22 protein-coding genes are annotated in these 20,044 nt (G+C 32.7%); 12 read left to right on the top strand and 10 right to left on the bottom strand.

The annotated features are described in order from the left end of the window. Window positions 1-4: 4 nt before the first annotated feature. Complete coding sequence (locus IMZ30_RS05620) at window positions 5-1,060, bottom strand: rhodanese-related sulfurtransferase (RefSeq protein ID WP_207039571.1); 1,056 nt, start codon at window positions 1,058-1,060, stop codon at window positions 5-7. A 324-nt stretch (window positions 1,061-1,384) separates the two neighbouring features. Between IMZ30_RS05620 and recA the strand changes: the two genes are divergently transcribed. The 7 genes from recA to IMZ30_RS05655 are packed head-to-tail and all read left to right on the top strand — an operon-like array spanning window position 1,385 to window position 6,674. After that, on the top strand, window positions 1,385-2,407 hold the full coding sequence (gene recA, locus IMZ30_RS05625) for a recombinase RecA (RefSeq protein ID WP_207039572.1): 1,023 nt from the start codon (window positions 1,385-1,387) through the stop codon (window positions 2,405-2,407). Between the two features lie 48 nt (window positions 2,408-2,455). Further along, window positions 2,456-2,866, top strand: a complete 411-nt coding sequence (locus IMZ30_RS05630) for a hypothetical protein (RefSeq protein WP_207039573.1) — start codon at window positions 2,456-2,458, stop codon at window positions 2,864-2,866. A gap of 3 nt (window positions 2,867-2,869) precedes the next feature. Beyond that, window positions 2,870-3,415 (top strand): RNA polymerase sigma factor, encoded by a 546-nt coding sequence (locus IMZ30_RS05635; RefSeq protein WP_207039574.1) that lies wholly within the window; start codon window positions 2,870-2,872, stop codon window positions 3,413-3,415. Further along, the gene (locus IMZ30_RS05640; protein WP_207039575.1) at window positions 3,415-4,659 is read left to right on the top strand and encodes a hypothetical protein; all 1,245 of its coding nucleotides are present in this window, start codon (window positions 3,415-3,417) and stop codon (window positions 4,657-4,659) included. The genes IMZ30_RS05635 and IMZ30_RS05640 overlap by 1 nt, the downstream gene beginning before the upstream one ends. 53 nt (window positions 4,660-4,712) lie before the next feature. Then, a complete protein-coding gene (locus IMZ30_RS05645) occupies window positions 4,713-5,657 on the top strand; it encodes an HU family DNA-binding protein (RefSeq protein WP_207039576.1) in 945 nt (314 codons plus the stop codon). Between the two features lie 54 nt (window positions 5,658-5,711). Then, on the top strand, window positions 5,712-6,218 hold the full coding sequence (locus IMZ30_RS05650; RefSeq protein ID WP_073192527.1) for an acyl-CoA thioesterase: 507 nt from the start codon (window positions 5,712-5,714) through the stop codon (window positions 6,216-6,218). Between the two features lie 18 nt (window positions 6,219-6,236). Continuing rightward, the gene (locus IMZ30_RS05655) at window positions 6,237-6,674 is read left to right on the top strand and encodes a hypothetical protein (RefSeq protein WP_073192526.1); all 438 of its coding nucleotides are present in this window, start codon (window positions 6,237-6,239) and stop codon (window positions 6,672-6,674) included. Window positions 6,675-6,749: 75 nt separating this feature from the next. Here the strand turns inward: IMZ30_RS05655 and rpmA are convergent, their stop codons facing one another. The 3 genes from rpmA to IMZ30_RS05670 all read right to left on the bottom strand — a co-directional run bounded on the left by rpmA (window position 6,750) and on the right by IMZ30_RS05670 (window position 8,041). Further along, window positions 6,750-7,010, bottom strand: a complete 261-nt coding sequence (gene rpmA / locus IMZ30_RS05660; RefSeq protein ID WP_207039577.1) for a 50S ribosomal protein L27 — start codon at window positions 7,008-7,010, stop codon at window positions 6,750-6,752. A gap of 16 nt (window positions 7,011-7,026) precedes the next feature. Beyond that, window positions 7,027-7,530, bottom strand: coding sequence for a 50S ribosomal protein L21 (gene rplU, locus IMZ30_RS05665; RefSeq protein ID WP_207039578.1), 504 nt, complete (start codon window positions 7,528-7,530; stop codon window positions 7,027-7,029). Window positions 7,531-7,594: 64 nt separating this feature from the next. After that, complete coding sequence (locus IMZ30_RS05670) at window positions 7,595-8,041, bottom strand: DUF4199 family protein (protein WP_207039579.1); 447 nt, start codon at window positions 8,039-8,041, stop codon at window positions 7,595-7,597. A gap of 176 nt (window positions 8,042-8,217) precedes the next feature. Between IMZ30_RS05670 and IMZ30_RS05675 the strand changes: the two genes are divergently transcribed. Beyond that, window positions 8,218-9,546, top strand: coding sequence for a M16 family metallopeptidase (locus tag IMZ30_RS05675; RefSeq protein ID WP_207039580.1), 1,329 nt, complete (start codon window positions 8,218-8,220; stop codon window positions 9,544-9,546). A gap of 5 nt (window positions 9,547-9,551) precedes the next feature. After that, window positions 9,552-11,615: a M16 family metallopeptidase gene (locus IMZ30_RS05680; protein ID WP_207039581.1), complete on the top strand. Its 2,064-nt coding sequence runs from the start codon at window positions 9,552-9,554 to the stop codon at window positions 11,613-11,615. A 53-nt stretch (window positions 11,616-11,668) separates the two neighbouring features. On the opposite strand, the gene IMZ30_RS05685 is transcribed toward IMZ30_RS05680, so the two are convergent. The 5 genes from IMZ30_RS05685 to mutY form a co-directional block, all read right to left on the bottom strand. Next, window positions 11,669-12,559: a DMT family transporter gene (locus IMZ30_RS05685; protein WP_207039582.1), complete on the bottom strand. Its 891-nt coding sequence runs from the start codon at window positions 12,557-12,559 to the stop codon at window positions 11,669-11,671. Between the two features lie 94 nt (window positions 12,560-12,653). Then, window positions 12,654-13,223, bottom strand: a complete 570-nt coding sequence (gene gldD / locus IMZ30_RS05690) for a gliding motility lipoprotein GldD (RefSeq protein ID WP_207039583.1) — start codon at window positions 13,221-13,223, stop codon at window positions 12,654-12,656. Continuing rightward, window positions 13,207-14,538 carry a gliding motility-associated protein GldE gene (locus IMZ30_RS05695; RefSeq protein ID WP_207039584.1) on the bottom strand — a complete coding sequence of 444 codons (1,332 nt, stop codon included), beginning with the start codon at window positions 14,536-14,538 and terminating at the stop codon, window positions 13,207-13,209. The genes gldD and IMZ30_RS05695 overlap by 17 nt, the downstream gene beginning before the upstream one ends. 18 nt (window positions 14,539-14,556) lie before the next feature. After that, window positions 14,557-15,009 (bottom strand): single-stranded DNA-binding protein, encoded by a 453-nt coding sequence (locus tag IMZ30_RS05700; RefSeq protein ID WP_207039585.1) that lies wholly within the window; start codon window positions 15,007-15,009, stop codon window positions 14,557-14,559. A 36-nt stretch (window positions 15,010-15,045) separates the two neighbouring features. Continuing rightward, window positions 15,046-16,104, bottom strand: a complete 1,059-nt coding sequence (gene mutY / locus IMZ30_RS05705) for an A/G-specific adenine glycosylase (protein WP_207039586.1) — start codon at window positions 16,102-16,104, stop codon at window positions 15,046-15,048. A 129-nt stretch (window positions 16,105-16,233) separates the two neighbouring features. Here mutY and IMZ30_RS05710 point away from each other — a divergent pair, with 129 nt between their 5' ends. The 3 genes from IMZ30_RS05710 (at window position 16,234) to IMZ30_RS05720 (ending at window position 18,860) form a co-directional block, all read left to right on the top strand. Then, window positions 16,234-16,524: an HU family DNA-binding protein gene (locus tag IMZ30_RS05710; RefSeq protein WP_073192516.1), complete on the top strand. Its 291-nt coding sequence runs from the start codon at window positions 16,234-16,236 to the stop codon at window positions 16,522-16,524. 254 nt (window positions 16,525-16,778) lie between these two features. Further along, window positions 16,779-18,320: an Rne/Rng family ribonuclease gene (locus tag IMZ30_RS05715; protein ID WP_207039587.1), complete on the top strand. Its 1,542-nt coding sequence runs from the start codon at window positions 16,779-16,781 to the stop codon at window positions 18,318-18,320. Window positions 18,321-18,386: 66 nt separating this feature from the next. Beyond that, entirely contained in the window at window positions 18,387-18,860 is a 474-nt protein-coding gene (locus IMZ30_RS05720; protein ID WP_207039588.1) for a regulatory protein RecX, read from the top strand. A 60-nt stretch (window positions 18,861-18,920) separates the two neighbouring features. On the opposite strand, the gene bioB is transcribed toward IMZ30_RS05720, so the two are convergent. Next, a complete protein-coding gene (gene bioB, locus IMZ30_RS05725; RefSeq protein WP_207039589.1) occupies window positions 18,921-20,009 on the bottom strand; it encodes a biotin synthase BioB in 1,089 nt (362 codons plus the stop codon). Window positions 20,010-20,044 lie beyond the last annotated feature (35 nt).

Consider the following 20,044-nt stretch of genomic DNA (forward strand, 5'->3'; position numbering starts at 1 on the left):
AATTTTATTCATTAAGAAGGCTTTTGCTTAAAGATTTAAATTTTAAAACAGGCGACCTTCCTTTTTTAAATATTTTGTTACTGTTTCTTTTTCCAGCGCGTAGCTTTTTTTGCTCTTCATATGGTAATTTAATAACTTCCTTACAGTGATCTGAGCAGCAATCGTTCATTTTTTGTGCACATTTTTCGCATTGTATAAACAGTAAGTGACAAGCTTCATTTGCACAATTGACGTGCGTATCACAGGGATCTCCACATTGATGACAGCGCGCTATGATATGATTAGAAATGCGCTCACCACGACGGTGATCAAAAACAAAGTTTTTGCCTAAGAATTTATTTTCTAAGCCTTTTTCGTTAACTTGTCTTGTATACTCAATAATACCACCATCAAGTTGATATACATTTTTAAAGCCTTTGTGTTTATAATATGCACTAGCTTTTTCGCAACGAATACCGCCGGTACAATACATGACTAATTTTTTATCTTCTTTATGCGCCTTTAGGTCTGCTTCAATAATGTCAAGAGAATCTCTAAAGGTATCTACATCTGGTGTAACAGCATTTTTGAAGTGTCCTATTTCGCTTTCATAATGATTTCGCATATCTACTAAAACCGTATCTGGATCTTCAATAAGAGCGTTAAACTGTTCGGCATCTACATGAACACCTCGATTGGTAACATCAAAGCTCTCATCATTTAAGCCATCAGCGACAATTTTAGAACGGACTTTAATTTTGAGTTTTAAAAATGATTTGTCATCATGTTCTATAGCAATATTTAAACGAACATTTTCTAAAAAGTAGATACCATCTAAAAAAGCTTTAAATTTAGAAAACTCTTTTGCTGGAACCGATAGTTGTGCGTTAATTCCTTCGTGAGCGACATAAATTCTACCTAAGACATTCATATTGTCCCAAGCAACAAATAAGTGGTTTCTGAATAATTGCGGATTGCCAATTTTCGCATATTTATAAAAGGAAAGTGTCAAGCGTTCTTCTCCAGCTTGCTCTATTAAGGCTTCCCTTTCTTTGGCACTTAGTTTATTGTACAGTTGCATGCTATACTAGATTTAAGTTAAAGAAAGATTAAAATGCAAATGTAAACTAAAAGATTAGAAATGAAAAAAGTCCCACTTCTTGGGGACTTTTTCTAACGGGCTAATTCGTTATTAAGATAATTAAATAAACATCGCTTAGTTTTCTTATCTAAAAAACTAGCTAACCGTCTACCAAAATATTGGCTTTCTGTTTGAATTTAAAGAGGTGCACATTTTAAATTCTATACAATAGATGAGTTATCTATAAATTGGTTGCGTGAAAATAATACGTTTATTGATATAAATAGTATTTTTACATCAAAAGTTATTTAGAAAATCTGAATTATGGCAAAAGATAATAAAGAACAAGACGCAAAATTAAAGGCTTTAAAACTCACTTTAGATAAATTAGATAAAACCTACGGTAAAGGTACTGTAATGAAAATGAGTGACCAAGCCGTAGAAGATGTTGATGCAATATCTTCGGGATCTTTAGGTTTAGATTTAGCTTTAGGTGTTGGAGGCTATCCCAGAGGAAGAGTTATAGAAATATATGGTCCAGAATCTTCAGGTAAAACTACTTTAACCCTTCATGCTATTGCAGAAGCTCAAAAGGCAGGAGGAATAGCCGCATTTATCGATGCTGAACATGCATTTGATCGCGTCTATGCAGAAAAGCTAGGTGTAGATATAGACAATCTAATTATTTCTCAGCCAGATCATGGTGAGCAGGCTCTTGAAATTGCAGATAATCTTATTCGTTCAGGTGCTATCGATATCGTGATTGTAGATTCTGTTGCTGCACTTACTCCTAAAAGCGAAATAGAAGGTGAAATGGGTGATTCTAAAATGGGTCTTCACGCACGTTTAATGTCTCAAGCTTTAAGGAAATTAACTTCATCTATTAGCAAAACTAATTGTACGGTTATCTTCATAAATCAATTACGTGAAAAAATAGGGGTCATGTTCGGTAACCCTGAAACAACAACAGGTGGTAATGCTTTGAAGTTTTATGCCTCGGTAAGATTAGATATTAGACGCTCTACACAAATTAAAAACAGCAATAGTGATGTTATGGGTAATAAAACCCGTGTAAAAGTTGTCAAAAATAAAGTAGCGCCACCTTTTAAAATGGCTGAGTTTGATATTATGTATGGTGAAGGTATCTCAAAAATTGGAGAAATTATTGACATAGGTGTAGATTATGAAATTGTTAAAAAGGCTGGTTCATGGTTTAGTTATGAAGATACAAAATTAGGGCAAGGCCGTGATGCGGTAAAAACCCTACTTAAAGACAATCCTGAATTGATGGAAGAGCTTGAAGAAAAAATCATAGATGCTATAAAATTAGCTAAAGCAGAAGAATAATTTTATACGCAACCATTTTAGTAATTTATTATCTTTATAGTAAAGGTTATGAAAAAAATAATAGGTATTACATTAGTTATTTTAAGCTTTTTAAGTTGTGAGTCAGATGATTTTTATGACAGAAGCGGAACTGAAGTTGGAACAATTTCTTTTGCAAACTTACCAGATGAATTAGTTTTGGGAAATTCATATCAGTTTGATTTATCTGTCGACCAAATATCAGATTGTCATTCATTTAATCGTTTTGAGACTGAAGTTGTAAATCAAAATACAATTGTTGTAGGAGTGATATTAAATTTTGATGATAACTTTTCTTGTGAACCTTCTGATAATGTCAATATTAGAACTTACGACTATGAAGCGACAACACCAGGAACTATCACCTTTAGATTTCTTAGCGACAATACGCCAGGCAATCAGGATTTTATTGAGTATGAGGTTACCGTTTTAGAGCCATAACAAATGATTTTAAAAAAACTTATCAAGCAATGTCAAAACAATAATATTGAAGCTCAAAAGCAGCTTTATTTATTGTATGCTGATAAGTTTTTTGGAATTTGCTTAAAGTATTCATCTAATCATGCTCAAGCGCAAGACAACCTTCAAGATGCTTTTATTACTATTTTTGAAAAAATAAAGCAATTTAAACACAAAGGTTCTTTTGAAGGATGGATGAAACGAATTGTAGTTAATACAGCTCTACAAAAGTATAAGCAACAAAAAGTATTTGAGCTTATTGCTCCCAATGCAATTCAAGACGATCATTATATTGTAGAAGACTTACCAAAATTAGAACTCAATGAACTATTAGCTCTAATTCAAGAATTGCCTGACCGCTACCGATTAGTGTTTAATCTATATGTTTTAGATGGTTATTCTCATGCTGAAATTGCTGAATGTTTATCAATTAGCGACGGTACTTCAAAATCTAACCTTTCCCGAGCTAGAGCTATTTTAAAAACTAAAGTTGAAACTCTACGTCAACAAAAAGCCAATAAGCAAGCTTAATGAGTGATTTTGGTAAACATATAGATCGTGTTTTTCAAGAAGGTTTAAATAATTTTCAACCTGAAGCACCTCAGCAAGCTTGGCATAATATTGAAGCGCGGCTTCACTCTAAGACTAAAAAAAGTTTAATACCATTTTGGTTTTACAAGTATGCAGGTGTTGCTGCTATAGCGGTTATTATGTTTATTTTAGGTTTTTATTATAACAACACGCAACATAAAAACCTAATAACTTATTCTCAAGGCGTTTCTGAAATAGATTATAATGTCAATTTTTCAACTGAAATTAGCACAATCTCACCTCAAGCTTTCTCTATTATTTATCAAGATTTAAGTTTATTATTAAAGCCTTCAACAAAAAATCCTGAATCAAATACAAGCTTAGACACAACTCAATTTAAAGAACAAATAAAAGTTTCTTCGGTAAGTTCCTTAATAAAGCCTGTATCAATTTTAAGTTTTAATAGTTCTATAAATTCTAAAGTAACAATTCCAAGCTTTAATTATAGCATGGCAAGTGTTAAACCTAAAAAAGCTAAAACACTTGATAATCGTTGGTCACTTAATCCTCAAGTTGCGCCTGTGTTTTCTAGTGCTGTATCAAATACAAGCAGTTTAGGCGCTAATTTTTCTTCAGAAGGTAATGCTGTTAACATGGCTTACGGCGTCAATTTAGCCTATAAATTAACTGATAAGCTTAAACTAAGAACTGGTGTTAACCAGGTTAATTTAAGCTATGTCACTAATGATGTTACAATGACCTTTGATAATCCTGCTTTTAGTGATGCTAACATTAATCTAAACTCAAACAACCAGTATTATGCTGTAGTATCTTCAACTGAAATGGCTAATTATGGCGGTGAAAATTTTAGAACAGCGCAAAACTTTGGTAATATTAATCAGCAATTAGGTTTCATTGAGATTCCTTTAGAATTAGAATATCAGCTTATTAACAAAAAAATCGGTGTAAATGTAATTGGAGGTGCAAGTACCCTAATATTGAATAATAATGCCTTGGTTTTTGAAACTTCAACGGCACAAACTGAAATAGGTCAAGCTAATAACTTAAACACAACTAGTTTTTCTACAAACTTAGGCTTAGGCATTAATTATGGTTTATCTAAACAGTGGTCTTTTAATTTTGAGCCCACATTTAAGTATCAAATTAATACGTTTAAATCAAGTACAACCAATATACAGCCATATTACTTTGGGGTGTTTACAGGAATTCAGTTTAAATTTTAAATCTTTTTATTCTTAAATTTTTTTAGCACTGAAAATAAATTATTTTTGTAATAATGTCACTTATCACTAAGCATATCATAGAGCTGTTATATCATCACGATTGTGTGATTTTGCCTGATTTTGGTGCTTTTTTAACGCAGCAAAAGTCAGCTAAAATCAATACCGAATCACACATACTATCACCACCTAAAAAAACAATCCAGTTTAGCGCACAAATCAAAAACCATGATGGCTTATTAATTAATAGCTTAGCAAAAGCGCTTAATATTAGTTTTCAAAAAGCTGAGCGCCAAGTTAAATTATATATAGAAGATTTAAAATCAAGCTTAAAACAAGGAGAAACGGTTAAACTAAAAGGTATAGGTAGCTTTAAACAAAATGAAGCTATTGTCTTTACTGCCGATGAAACAGCAAACTTTTTGTTAGATGCTTATGGTTTTCAAACTTGTAAAACTTCAACGATTGGGGTTCCTGAAAATAAAGTTACAGTTGAAGAGCCTTCAACTATTATTGATATTTCAAAAGAAGCATCTCAAAAACCTGTTTATTATACAAAATATGCAGCTGCCATTGTTTTAATGATAGGGATTGTTTCTGTTTTAGGTTATATTTTTCTTAAAAATACTGCTAAAGAAAACTCCTTAGCCAATGAGAAAAAGGCTCAAAAAATAATTGAAGAAAAAATTCAAACTGCTCAATTTTCACTTCAAACATCGCTAGAGCCTATTGTAATTGAAAAAGAAACTAATTTAGTTTCTGCTTCAATTGAAGTTAAGCCTTTTAACATCATTGCAGGTGCTTTTAAAAATAAAGCAAATGCTGATAAGCGTCTAGAAGAATTGATACAGAAAGGTTACAAAGCAAGTTATGTTGGTCTTAATGCTTATAATTTACACCAAGTAGCTTATGCTAGTTTTAGTGACCGAAAGAGAGCAAGGCAATTTTTAAAAGAAATAAGACTTACCGAAAATAAAGCGGCTTGGTTGTTGGTAAAATAAAACATTTAGGATATTCTTAAATGTATAAGTTTTACCTTTGTGAAAAATTCTGAAATGAATAAATATCCTGAAGATTCTAAAACCACATTAACTGATTTAGTTTTGCCTAGCGAAACCAATCCATTAAACAATTTGTTCGGTGGTGAACTTTTAGCAAGAATGGATCGTGCTGCTAGTATTGCTGCAAGACGTCATTCTAGAAGAATTGTAGTGACTGCATCAGTTAACCACGTTGCATTTAATAAATCAGTTCCTTTAGGTAGTGTTGTAACTGTAGAAGCAAAAGTTTCAAGAGCTTTTAAGACTTCTATGGAGATTGTTATAGATGTTTGGATAGAAGATCGTGAAAGCGGAAGACGCTCTAAAGCTAACGAAGCTATTTATACTTTTGTGGCGGTTGATGATGTCGGGCATCCAGTTCCAATTCCAGAAATTACACCACAAACAGATTTAGAAAAAGAACGCTACAATGCTGCCTTAAGGCGTAAGCAACTCAGTCTTGTTTTAGCAGGTAAAATGAAAGCTAAAGATGCGACAGAGTTAAAAGCATTATTTGAATAATCATTAAAAAATAAACACATGTACGAAGTTTTTCAAATTGTTCACTCTTATTGGGCTTATCTTGTTTTACTTGTTTTAACACTAGCAACATTTAATGCTATTATTAAGACTTTAAACAAATCAAGCTATGCAGCTAAAGATTTTAGAATCTCGTTATTTACTTTAATTGTTTCGCACTTGCAATTACTCATTGGCTTAGTGCTTTATTTTGTGCAGCCTTATTTCGTAGCCTTTTCAGAACAAGGAATGGGAGCGGTTATGAAAGACTCAACACTAAGACTATATTTAGTAGAACATCCTTTAACAATGATAATAGCTATTGTGTTAATTACAATAGGCTATAGTAAGCATAAAAAGAAGCTGTCATCTACTAAAAAGTTTAGAACAATTGCTATTTTTTATGCCTTGGCATTGATTTTAGTTTTATCTAGAATTCCTTGGGATGCGTGGTTCTAAAAAGTTATTGACTGTAGAATAAAAAAAACCTGTTGATTATTCAACAGGTTTTTTTTATTCAATTAAATGCAATTATTATGCATTAATAGGTTCAACAGAAACATAAGACTTGTCATCTTTTGTTTTCTTAAACTGAACAATTCCATCTACTTTAGCGTGTAATGTATGGTCTTTTCCAGCGTAAACATTAGCGCCAGGCTTATGTTTAGTACCACGTTGTCTAACAATAATATTGCCAGCAATAGCTGCTTGACCACCAAATATTTTAACGCCTAAACGTTTCGATTCTGACTCTCTACCGTTCTTAGAACTACCTACACCTTTCTTATGTGCCATGTCTAAAAGTTTTTAATTATTTACTTAAAGCTTCAATTAATTCTGCTTTCTTCAATGAAGAATATCCTTCTAAACCTTGAGCTTTAGCCATTTCTTTAAGCTCAGCAACTGTGTGCTTACTCAAGTCTTTTGTTTCTTTGTTTTCAGTTTTAGCGGCTTCTTTACTTGGTTCTGCTTTTTTAGCAGTAGCAGAAGATTTTTTAGCTCCGCTAGCTGTAAGGTTTTCAATTTGAATTTCAGTCAAGTATTGTCTATGACCGTTTTTCTTTTTGTAACCTTTTCTTCTTTTCTTTTTAAAGACAATAACCTTGTCTCCTTTCAGGTGCTTTAGGACTTTAGCGTCAACTTTTGCACCATCTATAGCTGGGGCGCCAATTGTTGTGTTAGTACCATCATTAAATAAAAGAACTTTATCAAAGCTAACTTGAGCTCCTTCATCTTCTTTTAATCGATGTACAAACACTTTTTGGTCTTTTGCAACTTTAAACTGCTGCCCTGCTATCTCTACGATTGCATACATAATGTTATGTGTTTAATTTTAAAAATGTCTGCAAATATAGTGCTTAATTTTTAAATACAAACATTTAATCTTCAGTTTGAATAGGATTTTTAAATAATTGCATGAATGATAAAGTAAGCACTACCGTAGTGGCAAAGCCCATAATTGCAACCACAAAAGCAAAAATACCAGGACCAATATTATAACTATTAGAAAAGTTTGTTGCCAGTTGGTTAATAAAGTTAGGCTCAACTTCAGTAGCATAAATTGTCATAAAAATGGTAAACAAAATGCTACCTATAAACCCAGTTACAATTCCTGCACTAAAACCAATACTGTAATTGTAATTAGATTTCAATTCAATTCTTCTAAACCTAATAGCTTCAAAAATAGCAAAACCAGTAATTACGCCATTAAACAAGCTAAACAAAGGGTTTGTATGTAAGCCGAATAAAGATAATACTAAAAAATAAGCAATAAGCGATGTTGTTAAAGCAACACCAAATCTAATTGGAAGTATAAATTTTGTCATAATCTAATTTTTTCCTCAAATTAGTATAAATTAATTAATGCGTGTTTTAACATCATGTTAATTGTGCCAAAACTATAAGAAATTCATAATTTATCTAAAAATTTGAAAAAAATATAGCCATATTTGTAACAACTTGATTTATTGATAAACTAACATATAAACTAAAACAACTTAAAATGATTAAAAAACTTAACTTATTGTTTCTGCTTTGTGCTAGTGCAACAATGTTTGCTCAGCAAGTAGAATTTGAAGAGTACCAACTTGACAACGGTTTAGATGTGATTATTCATCAAGATAATTCTGTTCCTGTTGTAACAGTTGGTGTAATGTACCACGTTGGGGCTAAAGATGAAGCACCAGGACGTACAGGTTTTGCTCATTTTTTTGAACATCTTTTATTTGAAGGTACAAAAAATATTGAGCGAGGCGAATGGTTTAATATTGTAGCTGCTAATGGTGGCAGTAATAACGCAAACACGACTCAAGACAGAACTTATTATTACGAAACTTTTCCATCAAACGCTTTAGAGCTTGGTTTATGGATGGAGTCTGAACGTATGCTTCACCCTGTTATTAATCAAGTTGGTGTAGATACACAAAACGAAGTGGTAAAAGAAGAAAAACGTTCACGAATTGATAATGCACCTTACGGTAAAATTATTTATGCTACAGGTATTAATAAATATATGTTTGACAAGCATCCGTACAAAAACTCTGTTATCGGTACAATGCAAGATCTTGATGCCGCTGAATTAGAAGAGTTTAAAGCTTTTTTTGATAAATATTACGGCCCAAACAACGCAACTTTAGTTGTTGCTGGTAATTTAGAGATAGACGAAACTAAAGCAATGATTCAAGATTACTTTGGTCCAGTAAAATCTAAACCAGAAGTTGAGCGTGTAGATATTACTGAAGAACCAATTACTGAAACCATTAAAGCTACTGAATACGATAGCAATATTCAGATCCCTATTAAAGCTCACGTATACAGAATTCCTGGTATGAGTGAAAGAGATTCATATGTAATGAGCATGATATCTTCAATCTTAACCGATGGAAAAAGCTCAAGAATGTACAAGCGTATGGTCGATGACGAAAAAGTTGCACTGCAAGTTTTAGCTTTCCCAAGACCTATGGAAGATTATGGAACTTACATTATGGGTGCACTTCCATTAGGCGATACTCCACTTGAGAAATTAGCTGAAATTATGGATGATGAAGTAAATAAATTAAAAACTGAACTGATCTCTGAACGCGAATATCAAAAACTTCAAAATAAATTTGAAAACCAATTTGTAAATTCAAATTCAAGTATTCAAGGTATTGCTTCTTCATTAGCTACATATCATGTATTATATGGCAATGCTAATCTCATTAATGAAGAAATAGACATTTATAGAAGTATCACTCGAGAAGAAATAAAAGAAGTTGCCAACAAGTATCTAAATAAAAACCAAAGACTTGACTTAGACTATCTTCCAGAATCAGAAAAAGAACAAAAATAAGCACTATGAAATTTAAACTTATAACCTTAATTGTATTGTGCATTTTCGCAACAAGTGTTAATGCTCAAATCGATAGATCAACTATGCCAAAACCTGGTCCAGCACCAAAAGTTAACATTGGCGAGCCAGACCGCTTTAGTCTTAAAAATGGGCTTGAAGTTTTAGTTGTAGAAAACCATAAATTACCAAGAATTTCAGCAAGCTTAATAATAGATAATAAGCCTTACACAGCCGATAAACCAGGTACATCAAGTCTAGTTTCTTCATTGCTAGGTACGGGAACTGAAAATATCTCTAAAGATGAATTTAACGAAGAAATTGATTTCCTAGGGGCGAGAGTCAGTTTTGGCTCAGAAAGTGCTTTTGCTAGTTCATTATCTAAGTACTTTCCTAGAATTTTAGAATTAATGGCTGAAGGAGCTCTTAATCCTTTATTTACACAAGAAGAATTTGAGGCTGAAAAAACTAAACTGATTGAAGGTTTAAAAACAGACGAAAAAAGCGTTGCAGCCATCGGAAGCCGAGTTGCATCTGCATTAGCTTATGGTAAAAACCATCCTTACGGTCAATTTGTTACTCCTGAAACAGTTGAAGCAATTACACTTAAAGATGTACAAAATACTTATCGTAATTACTTTGTGCCAGAAAATGCTTATATGGTAATTGTTGGTGATATCACTAAAAAAGAAGCTAAGAAACTTGTAAAAGAGTATTTTTCTGACTGGAAAAAAGCAACACCACCAAATGTAAGTTTGCCAGCTGTTAAAAATGCTCAATATGCGCAAATTAATTTTGTTGATATGCCAAATGCAGTACAGAGTCAAATTACTGTCGAAAATACGGTAGATTTACAAATGAATAATCCAGATTATTTCCCAGTTTTAGTAGCTAATCAAATTCTTGGAGGTAGTTTCGGAAGCTATTTGAATATGAACCTTCGTGAAGACAAAGGTTATACTTATGGCGCAGGATCTAATATAGGTGCAAGCCGTTATGCTTCTCGATTTACAGCCTCAGCAAGTGTTAGAAACGCTGTTACAGACAGCGCTGTGGTTGAATTTTTAAAAGAAATTAAGCGTATTAGAACGGAAGATGTTGATGCTGAAAAACTTGAAGATGTTAAAAGTAAATTTGCTGGTAACTTTGTAATGCGTCTCGAGAGACCATCAACCATTGCAAACTATGCTTTAAACATAGAGACTAATGACTTACCTGAAGATTTTTACGAAACTTATCTTGAGAAAATAAACGCTGTTTCAGTTGAAGATGTTAAACGTGTTGCTCAAAAATACCTTAAACTTGATAAAATAAGAGTTGTTATCGCTGGTAAAGGTGTAGACGTTGCCGAAAATTTAGAAAAAATTAAATTTAACGACAAAAAACTTCCGGTTCTATATTTTGATAAGAAAGCGAATAAAATAGATAAGCCAGAATTCAAAAAACCATTACCAGAAGGTGTAACAGTTGCCACAATTTATGAAGATTACATCAATGCAATTGGTGGCAGAGAGAAAGCTGAAGATGTCAACTCAATCTACATGAAAGGTAGTGCTAGCATGCAAGGTATGACGCTTGCTTTAGAGCAAAAAATGACCAAAGAAGGAAAGCAAAGCGTTGCTATTTTAATGAATGGAAATCCATTAAGCCTTCAAGTTTTTAATGGTGAATCAGGTTATATTGTTCAACAGGGACAACGTATTGAAATGACAGATGAACAAATAGAAAGCTTTAAATCTACAGGTGGTGCTATTCCTGAACTAAGTGTTTCAGAAGATGCTGAACTTACAGGTATTGAAAATGTAAATGGCAAAGATGCTTATGCTATTAAAATATCTGATAACATGACTGAGTATTACAGTACTGAAACTGGCTTAAAACTTCAAACTAAAACCGTTGTAGAGCAAATGGGTAGAAGTATGGAAACTCTTGTAATGTACGACGATTATAAAGAGGTAAACGGCGTTATGATGCCACACGTCTTAACTCAGAGTTTTGGTCCTAGAAAACTTGATTTTAATATGAGTGAAGTTAAAATTAACGAAGGCGTTTCAGATAAAGACTTTGAATAATAAAGAATAGTAAAATTCAATTAAAGAAGCCGTTTCATTAGGAACGGCTTTTTTTATGTTTTTTTCAATTTTCTTTTCCGATTAGATAAGTAAACACCAAGCAATATTATGCCACCAGCACCAAGTTGGTATAAATTAAAAGATTCACCATCTAAAATGCCCCAAAATAAAGCCACAACAGGAATTAAATATGTTACTGATGTAGAAAATACAGGGTTAGATAACTGTATTAATCGATTAAATATAATTTTTGCTAAAGCAGTGCCTAATAAAGCTAAAACTAAGACATAATAAAGTGACTCTTGTACCACAGCATTAGATAAATTTTCTGCATTAAAAAAATTAGTAGCTAATAGAAGCCCAAATGCGAAAGGAATTAAAACGATAAATGAGCCAGTTGCGATACCTAAAGCCGAAATATCTTGTAAATAAGATTTAATAATATTAGCATTAAATGCATACATTAAAGAAGCGATAACTGGTAATAGAGCATACCAATAGTTTTGACCTGGATTTAAAGATGCTCCAGCAAAAATGAGTAAAGCCGAACCTAAAAGGCCTACCAAAACACCCCAAAATTGTTGTTTATTAAACATAGCTCCAAAAAATGTAATCCCAACTATTAAAGCTAATAGCGGTACAGTTGAGTTTAAAATTGAGGCTATAGCACTATCTATTTCAGTTTCGGCATAGGCAAATAATATACTCGGAAAAAGTGTACCAATAAATCCTGATATAGCAATCCAAAACCACTGTTTTTGCTTAATCTGTTTTGCCTTTTTAAAACCAATTGCAGATAAAAAAAGTCCAGTAATTAATACACGCACGGCACCTAACTGAATAGGCGTTAAGCCTTCAAGCCCCTTTTTAATTAGGATAAATGAACTTCCCCAAAGTAATGATAGTGCAATTAAATACACCCATTTTAAATAATGATTTGGCACAATTTAATGTTTTGCGCAAAAGTCTCGTTTAATATTGAAGTTGTATAATAATTTTGGGTTAAAATTTCAAGTTGAAATTTTATAATAAACCTAATTACTTCCAGCGCATAGTTTCGACAATGTGCTTTAAGTCCTTTTTTATATAGGAAGCAGCTGGCAAAATAGAATCGTAATTCGGCGCTGTTTTAAAGTAAATTGACCCTGTAACAAAGTGTTGTAAACTATCGGTTAAATAAAATTGAGCTTGAGAAGCCGCATTACCTTCAACCTCATAAAAGTTACCATAAGTTTTTGCAATGTTATTAGTATAAATATCAGCTTCAATGGCATCGGCTTTTATAGTATGCTTTAGTGGTAGTTTTTGAGCATCTGTTAAAAGTGCTTTTAGATTATTGTTGATAGGTTTGTAAGTAAGAAAAATGGTTGCACCAAGCTTTGGGTAACGTATATTAAAAGAGCAACGATCATAATTTTGAAGTGCTTCTAGTTTAGCGATTTGGTTAATTTCAAATTGAAACGGACAATCAGATTTAATTAATTGATAACTCGGCGATTGATATTCTAAAGCCAAAAAGGCTTTTTGCTTAGGTTGAACTTTAGACTCACAACCCAATAAGCTAAATATTAAAATAATTGCGAATGATAGCTTAGGAATTTGAGACATGTTTTTTAACTTTAATTTGTTTAATTCGTTTATTATCAACTACTTCAATAGTGAACTTATAACTCAAGTAGGTAATGACTTGATTTTTGATGGGAAGACTTTTCGAAATTTCAAGAACAAAACCTGCTATAGTTTCAGATTCACCTTTATCATTTTCAAATTGTTCTTGTTCTTCTTCATCAAGTTCAAATATCCTATAAAAATCTTTAAGGGCTGTTTTACCTTCAAATATAAAGGTATGTTCATCAATTTTAGAGAATATTAAATCTTCATCATCATATTCATCACTAATATCCCCAACAATTTCTTCAATAATATCTTCTAAAGAAATTAGTCCGCTTGTGCCACCGTATTCATCTACAACAATGGCTAAGTGGTTTTTTTGTGATTTAAAATCGTTCAATAAATCATCTAATTTTTTGTTTTCAGGGACAAAATAAGGTTCTCGCAATAACTTTTGCCATTCAAAATTGTCGAGATCACGATAAGGCAGTAAATCTTTAACATATAAAATGCCAATAATATTATCAACGTTTTCTTCGAAAACAGGTATCCTTGAGTAACCTTCTTCTACAATTTGAACTAATACCTCATTAAATTTGGTTGTCGTTTCTAGAGCAAACATATCAAGTCTAGGTTTCATGACTTGTTTAACATCTGTGTTGCCAAAAGAAACAATACCTTTTAATATTTTTTTTTCGTCTATGGTTGTTTCAGCTTCGTGCGTTAACTCAAGCGCTTGTGATAGCTGGTCTATACTTAAGTTAGATTTTTGTTTACCAAACTTATTGTGTATGCTTATGGTAACTGCTCTCATGGGTAAACTTAATGGCGAAAAGAATTTGTCTAAAAAGCCAAGTGGAATGGCCATAAATTGAGCAAATTCAACACTATTTCTGTTGGCATAGACTTTGGGTAAAATTTCACCAAAAAGGAGAATCAAGAAGGTTACCAAACCAATATCAATCACTAATTTTAAGCTCAATCCTGACCAGTAAATATTCGTGCCTTGAAAAAAGAAATCGCTTACAGAGCTATAAATGAGTACAATAGCAATATTGATGAAGTTATTAGCAATCAAAATTGTGGCTAACAACTTTTTTGGTCGATCAAGTAGCCTAATTAAGATATGGTCTTTTGGAGTTAAATTATTGTGGTCAGTATCAAAATCGGTTGGTTTAAGAGAAAACAGGGCAACTTCAGAACCAGATATTAAGGCTGAACAAAGTAATAATATCACCAAAATAATAAGTTTAATAATTTCGGTGGTCGGGATGCTGATTAATAAAAATAAACTCGAGGGTTCAGGTTCCAATTTGAAACTAAATTTAAATTAAAATGGTAAATCGTCATTATCTTCTTCGATAGGCGGATTTTGTGCCTTAGATGCCTGAGCTTTTTGTGGCTCTGAAGGGTTTGTAGTTGCAGCAGTAGGGTTTACACTATCTTTTGGAGTTAAAAAGGTAAACTCAGTACATTGTACATCAGTGGTGTAGCGATCCATACCTTTATCATCTTGCCACTTACGGGTTTTGATGCGCCCTTCTATATAAACTTTATCTCCTTTTTTTAGATACTTTTCACAAATTTCTGCAGCTTTATTTCGCACAACAATGTTATGCCATTCTGTGTTGCTTACTTTTTCGTTAGTAGATTTGTTAATATATTCTTCGTTAGTTGCTAAAGGAAATCGGCCAATACAGCCGCCACCATCAAAATAAGTCATTTTAACATCGTCACCAGTGTGACCAATAAGCATTACTTTATTTAAAGTTCCTGAAGCCATAACATTATAATTAATTGGTAAAAGTAATAAAAAGATTTATGCTCTTAAAACGTATTCCTCTATAAAGTTCTCTATAAGCACAGGAACCGCATAATTATTTAGTTGGTTACGCTTCACAATCTCATAATGTTCTGCTAATTGAAGGCTAAAGGGTTCTTGCAACTTAGCTTTCCAAAAATGCACAAAGAGTTTTCGATGTGTTAAGGTATGTTTTATAGGCTTAGAATTAAGAAGTGTAATGTCTGTTGACTTTACTTGAGGCAAATGTTGAAACTTATTAATTGGAAAAACTTCAACCTGTTGTGCTGTGTCGCTTAAAATGAATTCATATAAGTTTTGCCATATGCCTTTGTGATTTCGTTTATTGAGTAGAACATTTTCATTATCATCTTCTAATATCAAATAGTTGAAATATCTCGTCTTGACTTTTGTCTTTTTTAATTTTACAGGTAATCTCTCTATTTTAGATTGCTGGAAAGCCACACATGTGTGTTGAAATGGGCAAAACAAACAATTTGGTTGCTTTGGTTTACATTGTATAGCGCCAAACTCCATAATAGCTTGGTTATAGGTTGCGGGATTATCTCGGTCTAAAAGTTCGTTTGCCTTAATTTTAAACTGCTTGATGCCTTCTGTAGAATTAATAGGCGTATCAATACCAAAAATACGAGATAATACACGATAAACATTACCATCAACAACGGCCTTAGGTTCATTAAAAGCAAACGATGCAATAGCAGCAGCGGTGTATTCGCCAATACCTTTTAATTTGAGGAGGTCTTTATAAGTTGTAGGGAAACTGCCATTATAATTTTTACTAATATCTTTAGCGGTAAAATGTAAATTTCTTGCACGTGAATAATAACCTAAACCTTGCCAGAGTTTTAGAACTTGATCTTCATCGGCTCTAGCTAAATCGTGTACAGTTGGGAAATGCTTTAAAAATTTTAAATAATAAGGAAGTGCTTGTTTTACTTGGGTTTGTTGTAGCATTATTTCAGACAGCCAAATTTCATAAGCTTGTGTGCTTTCTCGCCAAGGTAAGTCTCGTTGATGTATGTTATACCAGTTAATTAAGGCTTCAGCAAATTGCATTTGATAGATTTTTGTAGCAAACTTAAAGTATATCTAACTACTATTTAGTCTTTTGTGTTTATTTATTGTTATTAAATTCTGTATATTTGCAAACTTAAAATTTAATAACCCCTTTTAAATATTTGAACTATGACAAAAGCAGATATTGTGGCTAACATTTCAGACAAGTTAGGATTAGAGAAGACAGAAGTTCAAGCCACTGTTGAAACTTTTATGGCTGAAGTTAAAGACTCGCTAGAAAGCGGTGATAATGTATACTTAAGAGGTTTTGGAAGCTTTATCATTAAAAAAAGAGCTGAGAAAACAGGTAGAAACATTTCTAAAAATACAACAATTAAAATCCCAGCCCACAACATTCCAGCATTTAAGCCAGCAAAGGTTTTTGTTGAAGGTGTTAAAACTAAAGTTGAAGTAAAATAAATTATTAATCAATAAAAATTATAGCTTATGCCAAGTGGTAAAAAAAGAAAAAGACATAAGGTAGCAACTCACAAGCGTAAAAAGCGAAGTAGAGCTAACCGTCACAAAAAGAAAAAGTAGTTTTAAAACTACTTTTTCAATTTTCTGTTCTTTGACAACGAAATTTATAACCTAAATTTCTTCATATTACCTAATTTAATTAATGTTTAATTGTTTAGACAGGTTATAACCTGCTAAACAGAAAATTTAAAAGCGTGAATAAGGAATTAATTATACGTTCAAGTTCCGACGCTGTAGATTTTGCCTTGCTTAAAGATGGTAAACTTGTCGAATTGCATAAAGAATCTAGCAATAGTAATATAGCAGTTGGTGACATTTACCTTGCCCGTGTTAGAAAAGCTCTTTCAGGACTTAATGCGGCATTTGTTAATGTTGGTTATGAAAAAGACGGATTCCTACATTATCATGATTTAGGACCACAAATTCAAACCCAATTAAAGTTTATTAAAAAAGCAAGTTCACCCAAATTTAGAGATTATAACTTAAAAAACTTTACGTTTGAAAACGATATTGACAAGCATGGTTCTATAACCGATGTGCTAAATCCAAACCAAACAGTCTTGGTTCAAGTGGTAAAAGAGCCAATTTCAACAAAAGGCCCAAGATTAAGCAGTGAATTATCACTGGCTGGCCGTTACATTGTTTTGGTGCCGTTTTCTGACCGTATTTCTGTATCTCAAAAAATAGAAGATAAAGAAGAAAAAAGCAGACTTAAACGTCTGGTTAAAAGCATTAAACCTAAAGGCTTTAGTATTATTATTAGAACTGTAGCCGAAGGTAAAAAAGTAGCAGATATCGATAAAGATTTACAAAATCTTTTAAAACGATGGAATGCTATGTGTAAAAAAATTCAGAAAGCACAATATCCTCTAAAAGTTTTAGGAGAGTTAAATAAAGCCTCATCTATGTTACGAGACTTGTTTAATGACTCATTTACTTCTATTTGCGTAGATGATGAAGCCTTGTATTCTCAAATAAAAGATTATGTCGGCGAAATTTCTCCCGAAAAAGAATCAATAGTTTCTCTCTACAACTCCAAAATACCAATTTATGAAAAATTTGGGGTCGAACGGCAAATTAAAACATCATTTGGCGAAACTGTCACAATGAAAAAAGGAGCTTATTTAGTTATTGAACATACTGAAGCCATGCATGTTATAGATGTCAATAGCGGAAACAGAAGCAATAAGGCAAAAAATCAAGCTGATACAGCATTAGACGTTAATCTTATTAGTGCTACCGAAATTGCACGCCAATTAAGATTAAGAGATATGGGCGGCATTATTGTAGTCGATTTTATCGATATGAATAATCCCGAACATCGCAAAAAACTTTATGATCACTTAAAAGAAGAAATGAGTGACGATCGAGCTAAACATAAAATTTTACCACCAAGTAAATTTGGACTCATACAAATTACTAGACAGCGTGTTAGGCCTGAGCTGTCTATTAAAACTAAAGAAAAAAACCCAAACGAAAATGGTGAAGTTGAAGCACCAATTGTGCTCATCAATAAAATTAATGCCGATTTACAAAAGTTAATTGCTAAAGGCCAAAAGAAAATTACGTTAACAGCGCATCCTTTTGTGTGCGCCTATTTAATAAAAGGAACGCCTTCTATGCGTACAAAGTGGTTTTTAGACCATAAAAAATGGGTAAAAATTCAGCCTCGTGATGCTTATAAATACTTAGAGTATCATTTTTTAGACGCTAAAGGCGATCGTTTAAAACCTTAATAAAAAACCTCTATTATTTTTAATAGGGGTTTTTTTATGCTCTTAATTGCCATTAAATTTGCATAAATGAATAAAAAACCATCACTTACTGTTCATGAAGCTCTACTTAAATTAATGCAGTATTGCACTTACCAAGATCGTTGTCACAAAGAAGTTGAAAAAAAGCTTGATAGTTTAGGTATGTACAACGATGCAAAAGCCCACATTATTTCTAAACTGATTGAAGATAATTTCTTAAACGAAGAGCGTTTTGCTAAAAGTTTTGCTCGAGGTAAGTTTAGAATAAAAAAATGGGGTAAAATAAGAATTACAAGAGAGTTAAAACTAAGACAAATTAGTACTTATAACCTAAATACGGCATTGAAAGAAATCAGTGAGGATGATTATTTAAAAACCTTAAATGAATTAGTTGATTATAAATATAAGCAGCTTGGTCAAAAACTAACACAATCTAATAAACAGAAAATTTATCAATACTTAGCCTATCGTGGTTTTGAAAGCCACTTGATATATGAAACTATGAATAAATTAAGCAAATAAAAAAAGCTTTCAAGTTTAATGAAAGCTTTAGGGATTAAAATATAGTCAATAGACTACTTTTTATTTGGCAAGTTTGGCTTTTGTTTTAGCTTCTTCATTACGCTCAATTTTATGACCTGGACGAGACCATTTTGGTTTTTCACCTAAAGGTTTGTACAAAGATTGTTCAGCTTCTACGGTTTTTGGCTGTGACTTTTTCTCGAATGGCTTTTGAGGTTCTAAACCCAAAGTTTTAAACAATTCCATGTCTTCATTAACATCTGGGTTTGGGGTTGTTAAGAGTTTATCACCAGCAAAAATAGAATTTGCTCCAGCAAAAAAGCACATGGCTTGTCCTTCTTTACTCATATCAGTTCGACCAGCTGAAAGTCTTACTTGAGTTTCTGGCATTACGATTCGAGTTGTAGCTACCATTCTAATCATTTCCCAAATAGAAACTTTTTGTTGTTCTTCGAGCGGTGTACCTTCAACAGGAACTAAAGCATTAATCGGGACAGATTCTGGTTGAGGATTTAATGTTGCTAAGGCGACAAGCATTCCAGCGCGATCATCAATAGATTCGCCCATACCAATAATGCCACCACTACAAACGGTAACGTTTGTTTTTCTAACATTATCTATGGTCTCTAAGCGATCTTCGTAACCACGTGTTGAAATGACTTCTTTATAGTATTCTTCAGACGAGTCTAGATTATGATTGTAAGCGTATAAACCAGCTTCAGCAAGGCGCTTGGCTTGATTTTCGGTAACCATACCAAGTGTACAGCAAACTTCCATATCAAGCTTATTAATGGTTCTTACCATTTCTAGCACATTATCAAATTCTTCGCCATCTTTCACATTTCGCCATGCAGCACCCATACATACTCGCGAACTTCCAGAGGCTTTTGCTCTTAAAGCTTGGGCTTTAACTTGAGAAACACTCATCAAATCATTACCTTCAATATCTGTATGATAGCGTGCTGCTTGCGGGCAATAACCACAGTCTTCAGGGCAACCACCTGTTTTTATAGATAATAATGTAGAAACTTGTACTTTGTTTGGGTCGTGGTGTTGGCGATGCACAGTGGCAGCTTCGTATAAAAGCGACATTAAAGGCTTATTGTAAATCGCTAAAATTTCTTCTTTAGTCCAATCGTGTCTTGTCATAATCTCTTAATTGATTCATCAAAAATAGAAAAATG

Source organism: Psychroflexus sp. ALD_RP9, assembly GCF_017311165.1.
Taxonomy (GTDB): domain Bacteria; phylum Bacteroidota; class Bacteroidia; order Flavobacteriales; family Flavobacteriaceae; genus Psychroflexus.

What these genes read in the sequence shown, in the direction of transcription:
- IMZ30_RS05620 (WP_207039571.1), bottom strand. Translation starts at nt 1,060, where the DNA reads ATGCAACTGTACAATAAACTAAGTGCCAAAGAAAGGGAAGCCTTAATA.
- recA (WP_207039572.1), top strand. Translation starts at nt 1,385, where the DNA reads ATGGCAAAAGATAATAAAGAACAAGACGCAAAATTAAAGGCTTTAAAA.
- IMZ30_RS05630 (WP_207039573.1), top strand. Translation starts at nt 2,456, where the DNA reads ATGAAAAAAATAATAGGTATTACATTAGTTATTTTAAGCTTTTTAAGT.
- IMZ30_RS05635 (WP_207039574.1), top strand. Translation starts at nt 2,870, where the DNA reads ATGATTTTAAAAAAACTTATCAAGCAATGTCAAAACAATAATATTGAA.
- IMZ30_RS05640 (WP_207039575.1), top strand. Translation starts at nt 3,415, where the DNA reads ATGAGTGATTTTGGTAAACATATAGATCGTGTTTTTCAAGAAGGTTTA.
- IMZ30_RS05645 (WP_207039576.1), top strand. Translation starts at nt 4,713, where the DNA reads ATGTCACTTATCACTAAGCATATCATAGAGCTGTTATATCATCACGAT.
- IMZ30_RS05650 (WP_073192527.1), top strand. Translation starts at nt 5,712, where the DNA reads ATGAATAAATATCCTGAAGATTCTAAAACCACATTAACTGATTTAGTT.
- IMZ30_RS05655 (WP_073192526.1), top strand. Translation starts at nt 6,237, where the DNA reads ATGTACGAAGTTTTTCAAATTGTTCACTCTTATTGGGCTTATCTTGTT.
- rpmA (WP_207039577.1), bottom strand. Translation starts at nt 7,010, where the DNA reads ATGGCACATAAGAAAGGTGTAGGTAGTTCTAAGAACGGTAGAGAGTCA.
- rplU (WP_207039578.1), bottom strand. Translation starts at nt 7,530, where the DNA reads ATGTATGCAATCGTAGAGATAGCAGGGCAGCAGTTTAAAGTTGCAAAA.
- IMZ30_RS05670 (WP_207039579.1), bottom strand. Translation starts at nt 8,041, where the DNA reads ATGACAAAATTTATACTTCCAATTAGATTTGGTGTTGCTTTAACAACA.
- IMZ30_RS05675 (WP_207039580.1), top strand. Translation starts at nt 8,218, where the DNA reads ATGATTAAAAAACTTAACTTATTGTTTCTGCTTTGTGCTAGTGCAACA.
- IMZ30_RS05680 (WP_207039581.1), top strand. Translation starts at nt 9,552, where the DNA reads ATGAAATTTAAACTTATAACCTTAATTGTATTGTGCATTTTCGCAACA.
- gldD (WP_207039583.1), bottom strand. Translation starts at nt 13,223, where the DNA reads ATGTCTCAAATTCCTAAGCTATCATTCGCAATTATTTTAATATTTAGC.
- IMZ30_RS05700 (WP_207039585.1), bottom strand. Translation starts at nt 15,009, where the DNA reads ATGGCTTCAGGAACTTTAAATAAAGTAATGCTTATTGGTCACACTGGT.
- mutY (WP_207039586.1), bottom strand. Translation starts at nt 16,104, where the DNA reads ATGCAATTTGCTGAAGCCTTAATTAACTGGTATAACATACATCAACGA.
- IMZ30_RS05710 (WP_073192516.1), top strand. Translation starts at nt 16,234, where the DNA reads ATGACAAAAGCAGATATTGTGGCTAACATTTCAGACAAGTTAGGATTA.
- IMZ30_RS05720 (WP_207039588.1), top strand. Translation starts at nt 18,387, where the DNA reads ATGAATAAAAAACCATCACTTACTGTTCATGAAGCTCTACTTAAATTA.
- bioB (WP_207039589.1), bottom strand. Translation starts at nt 20,009, where the DNA reads ATGACAAGACACGATTGGACTAAAGAAGAAATTTTAGCGATTTACAAT.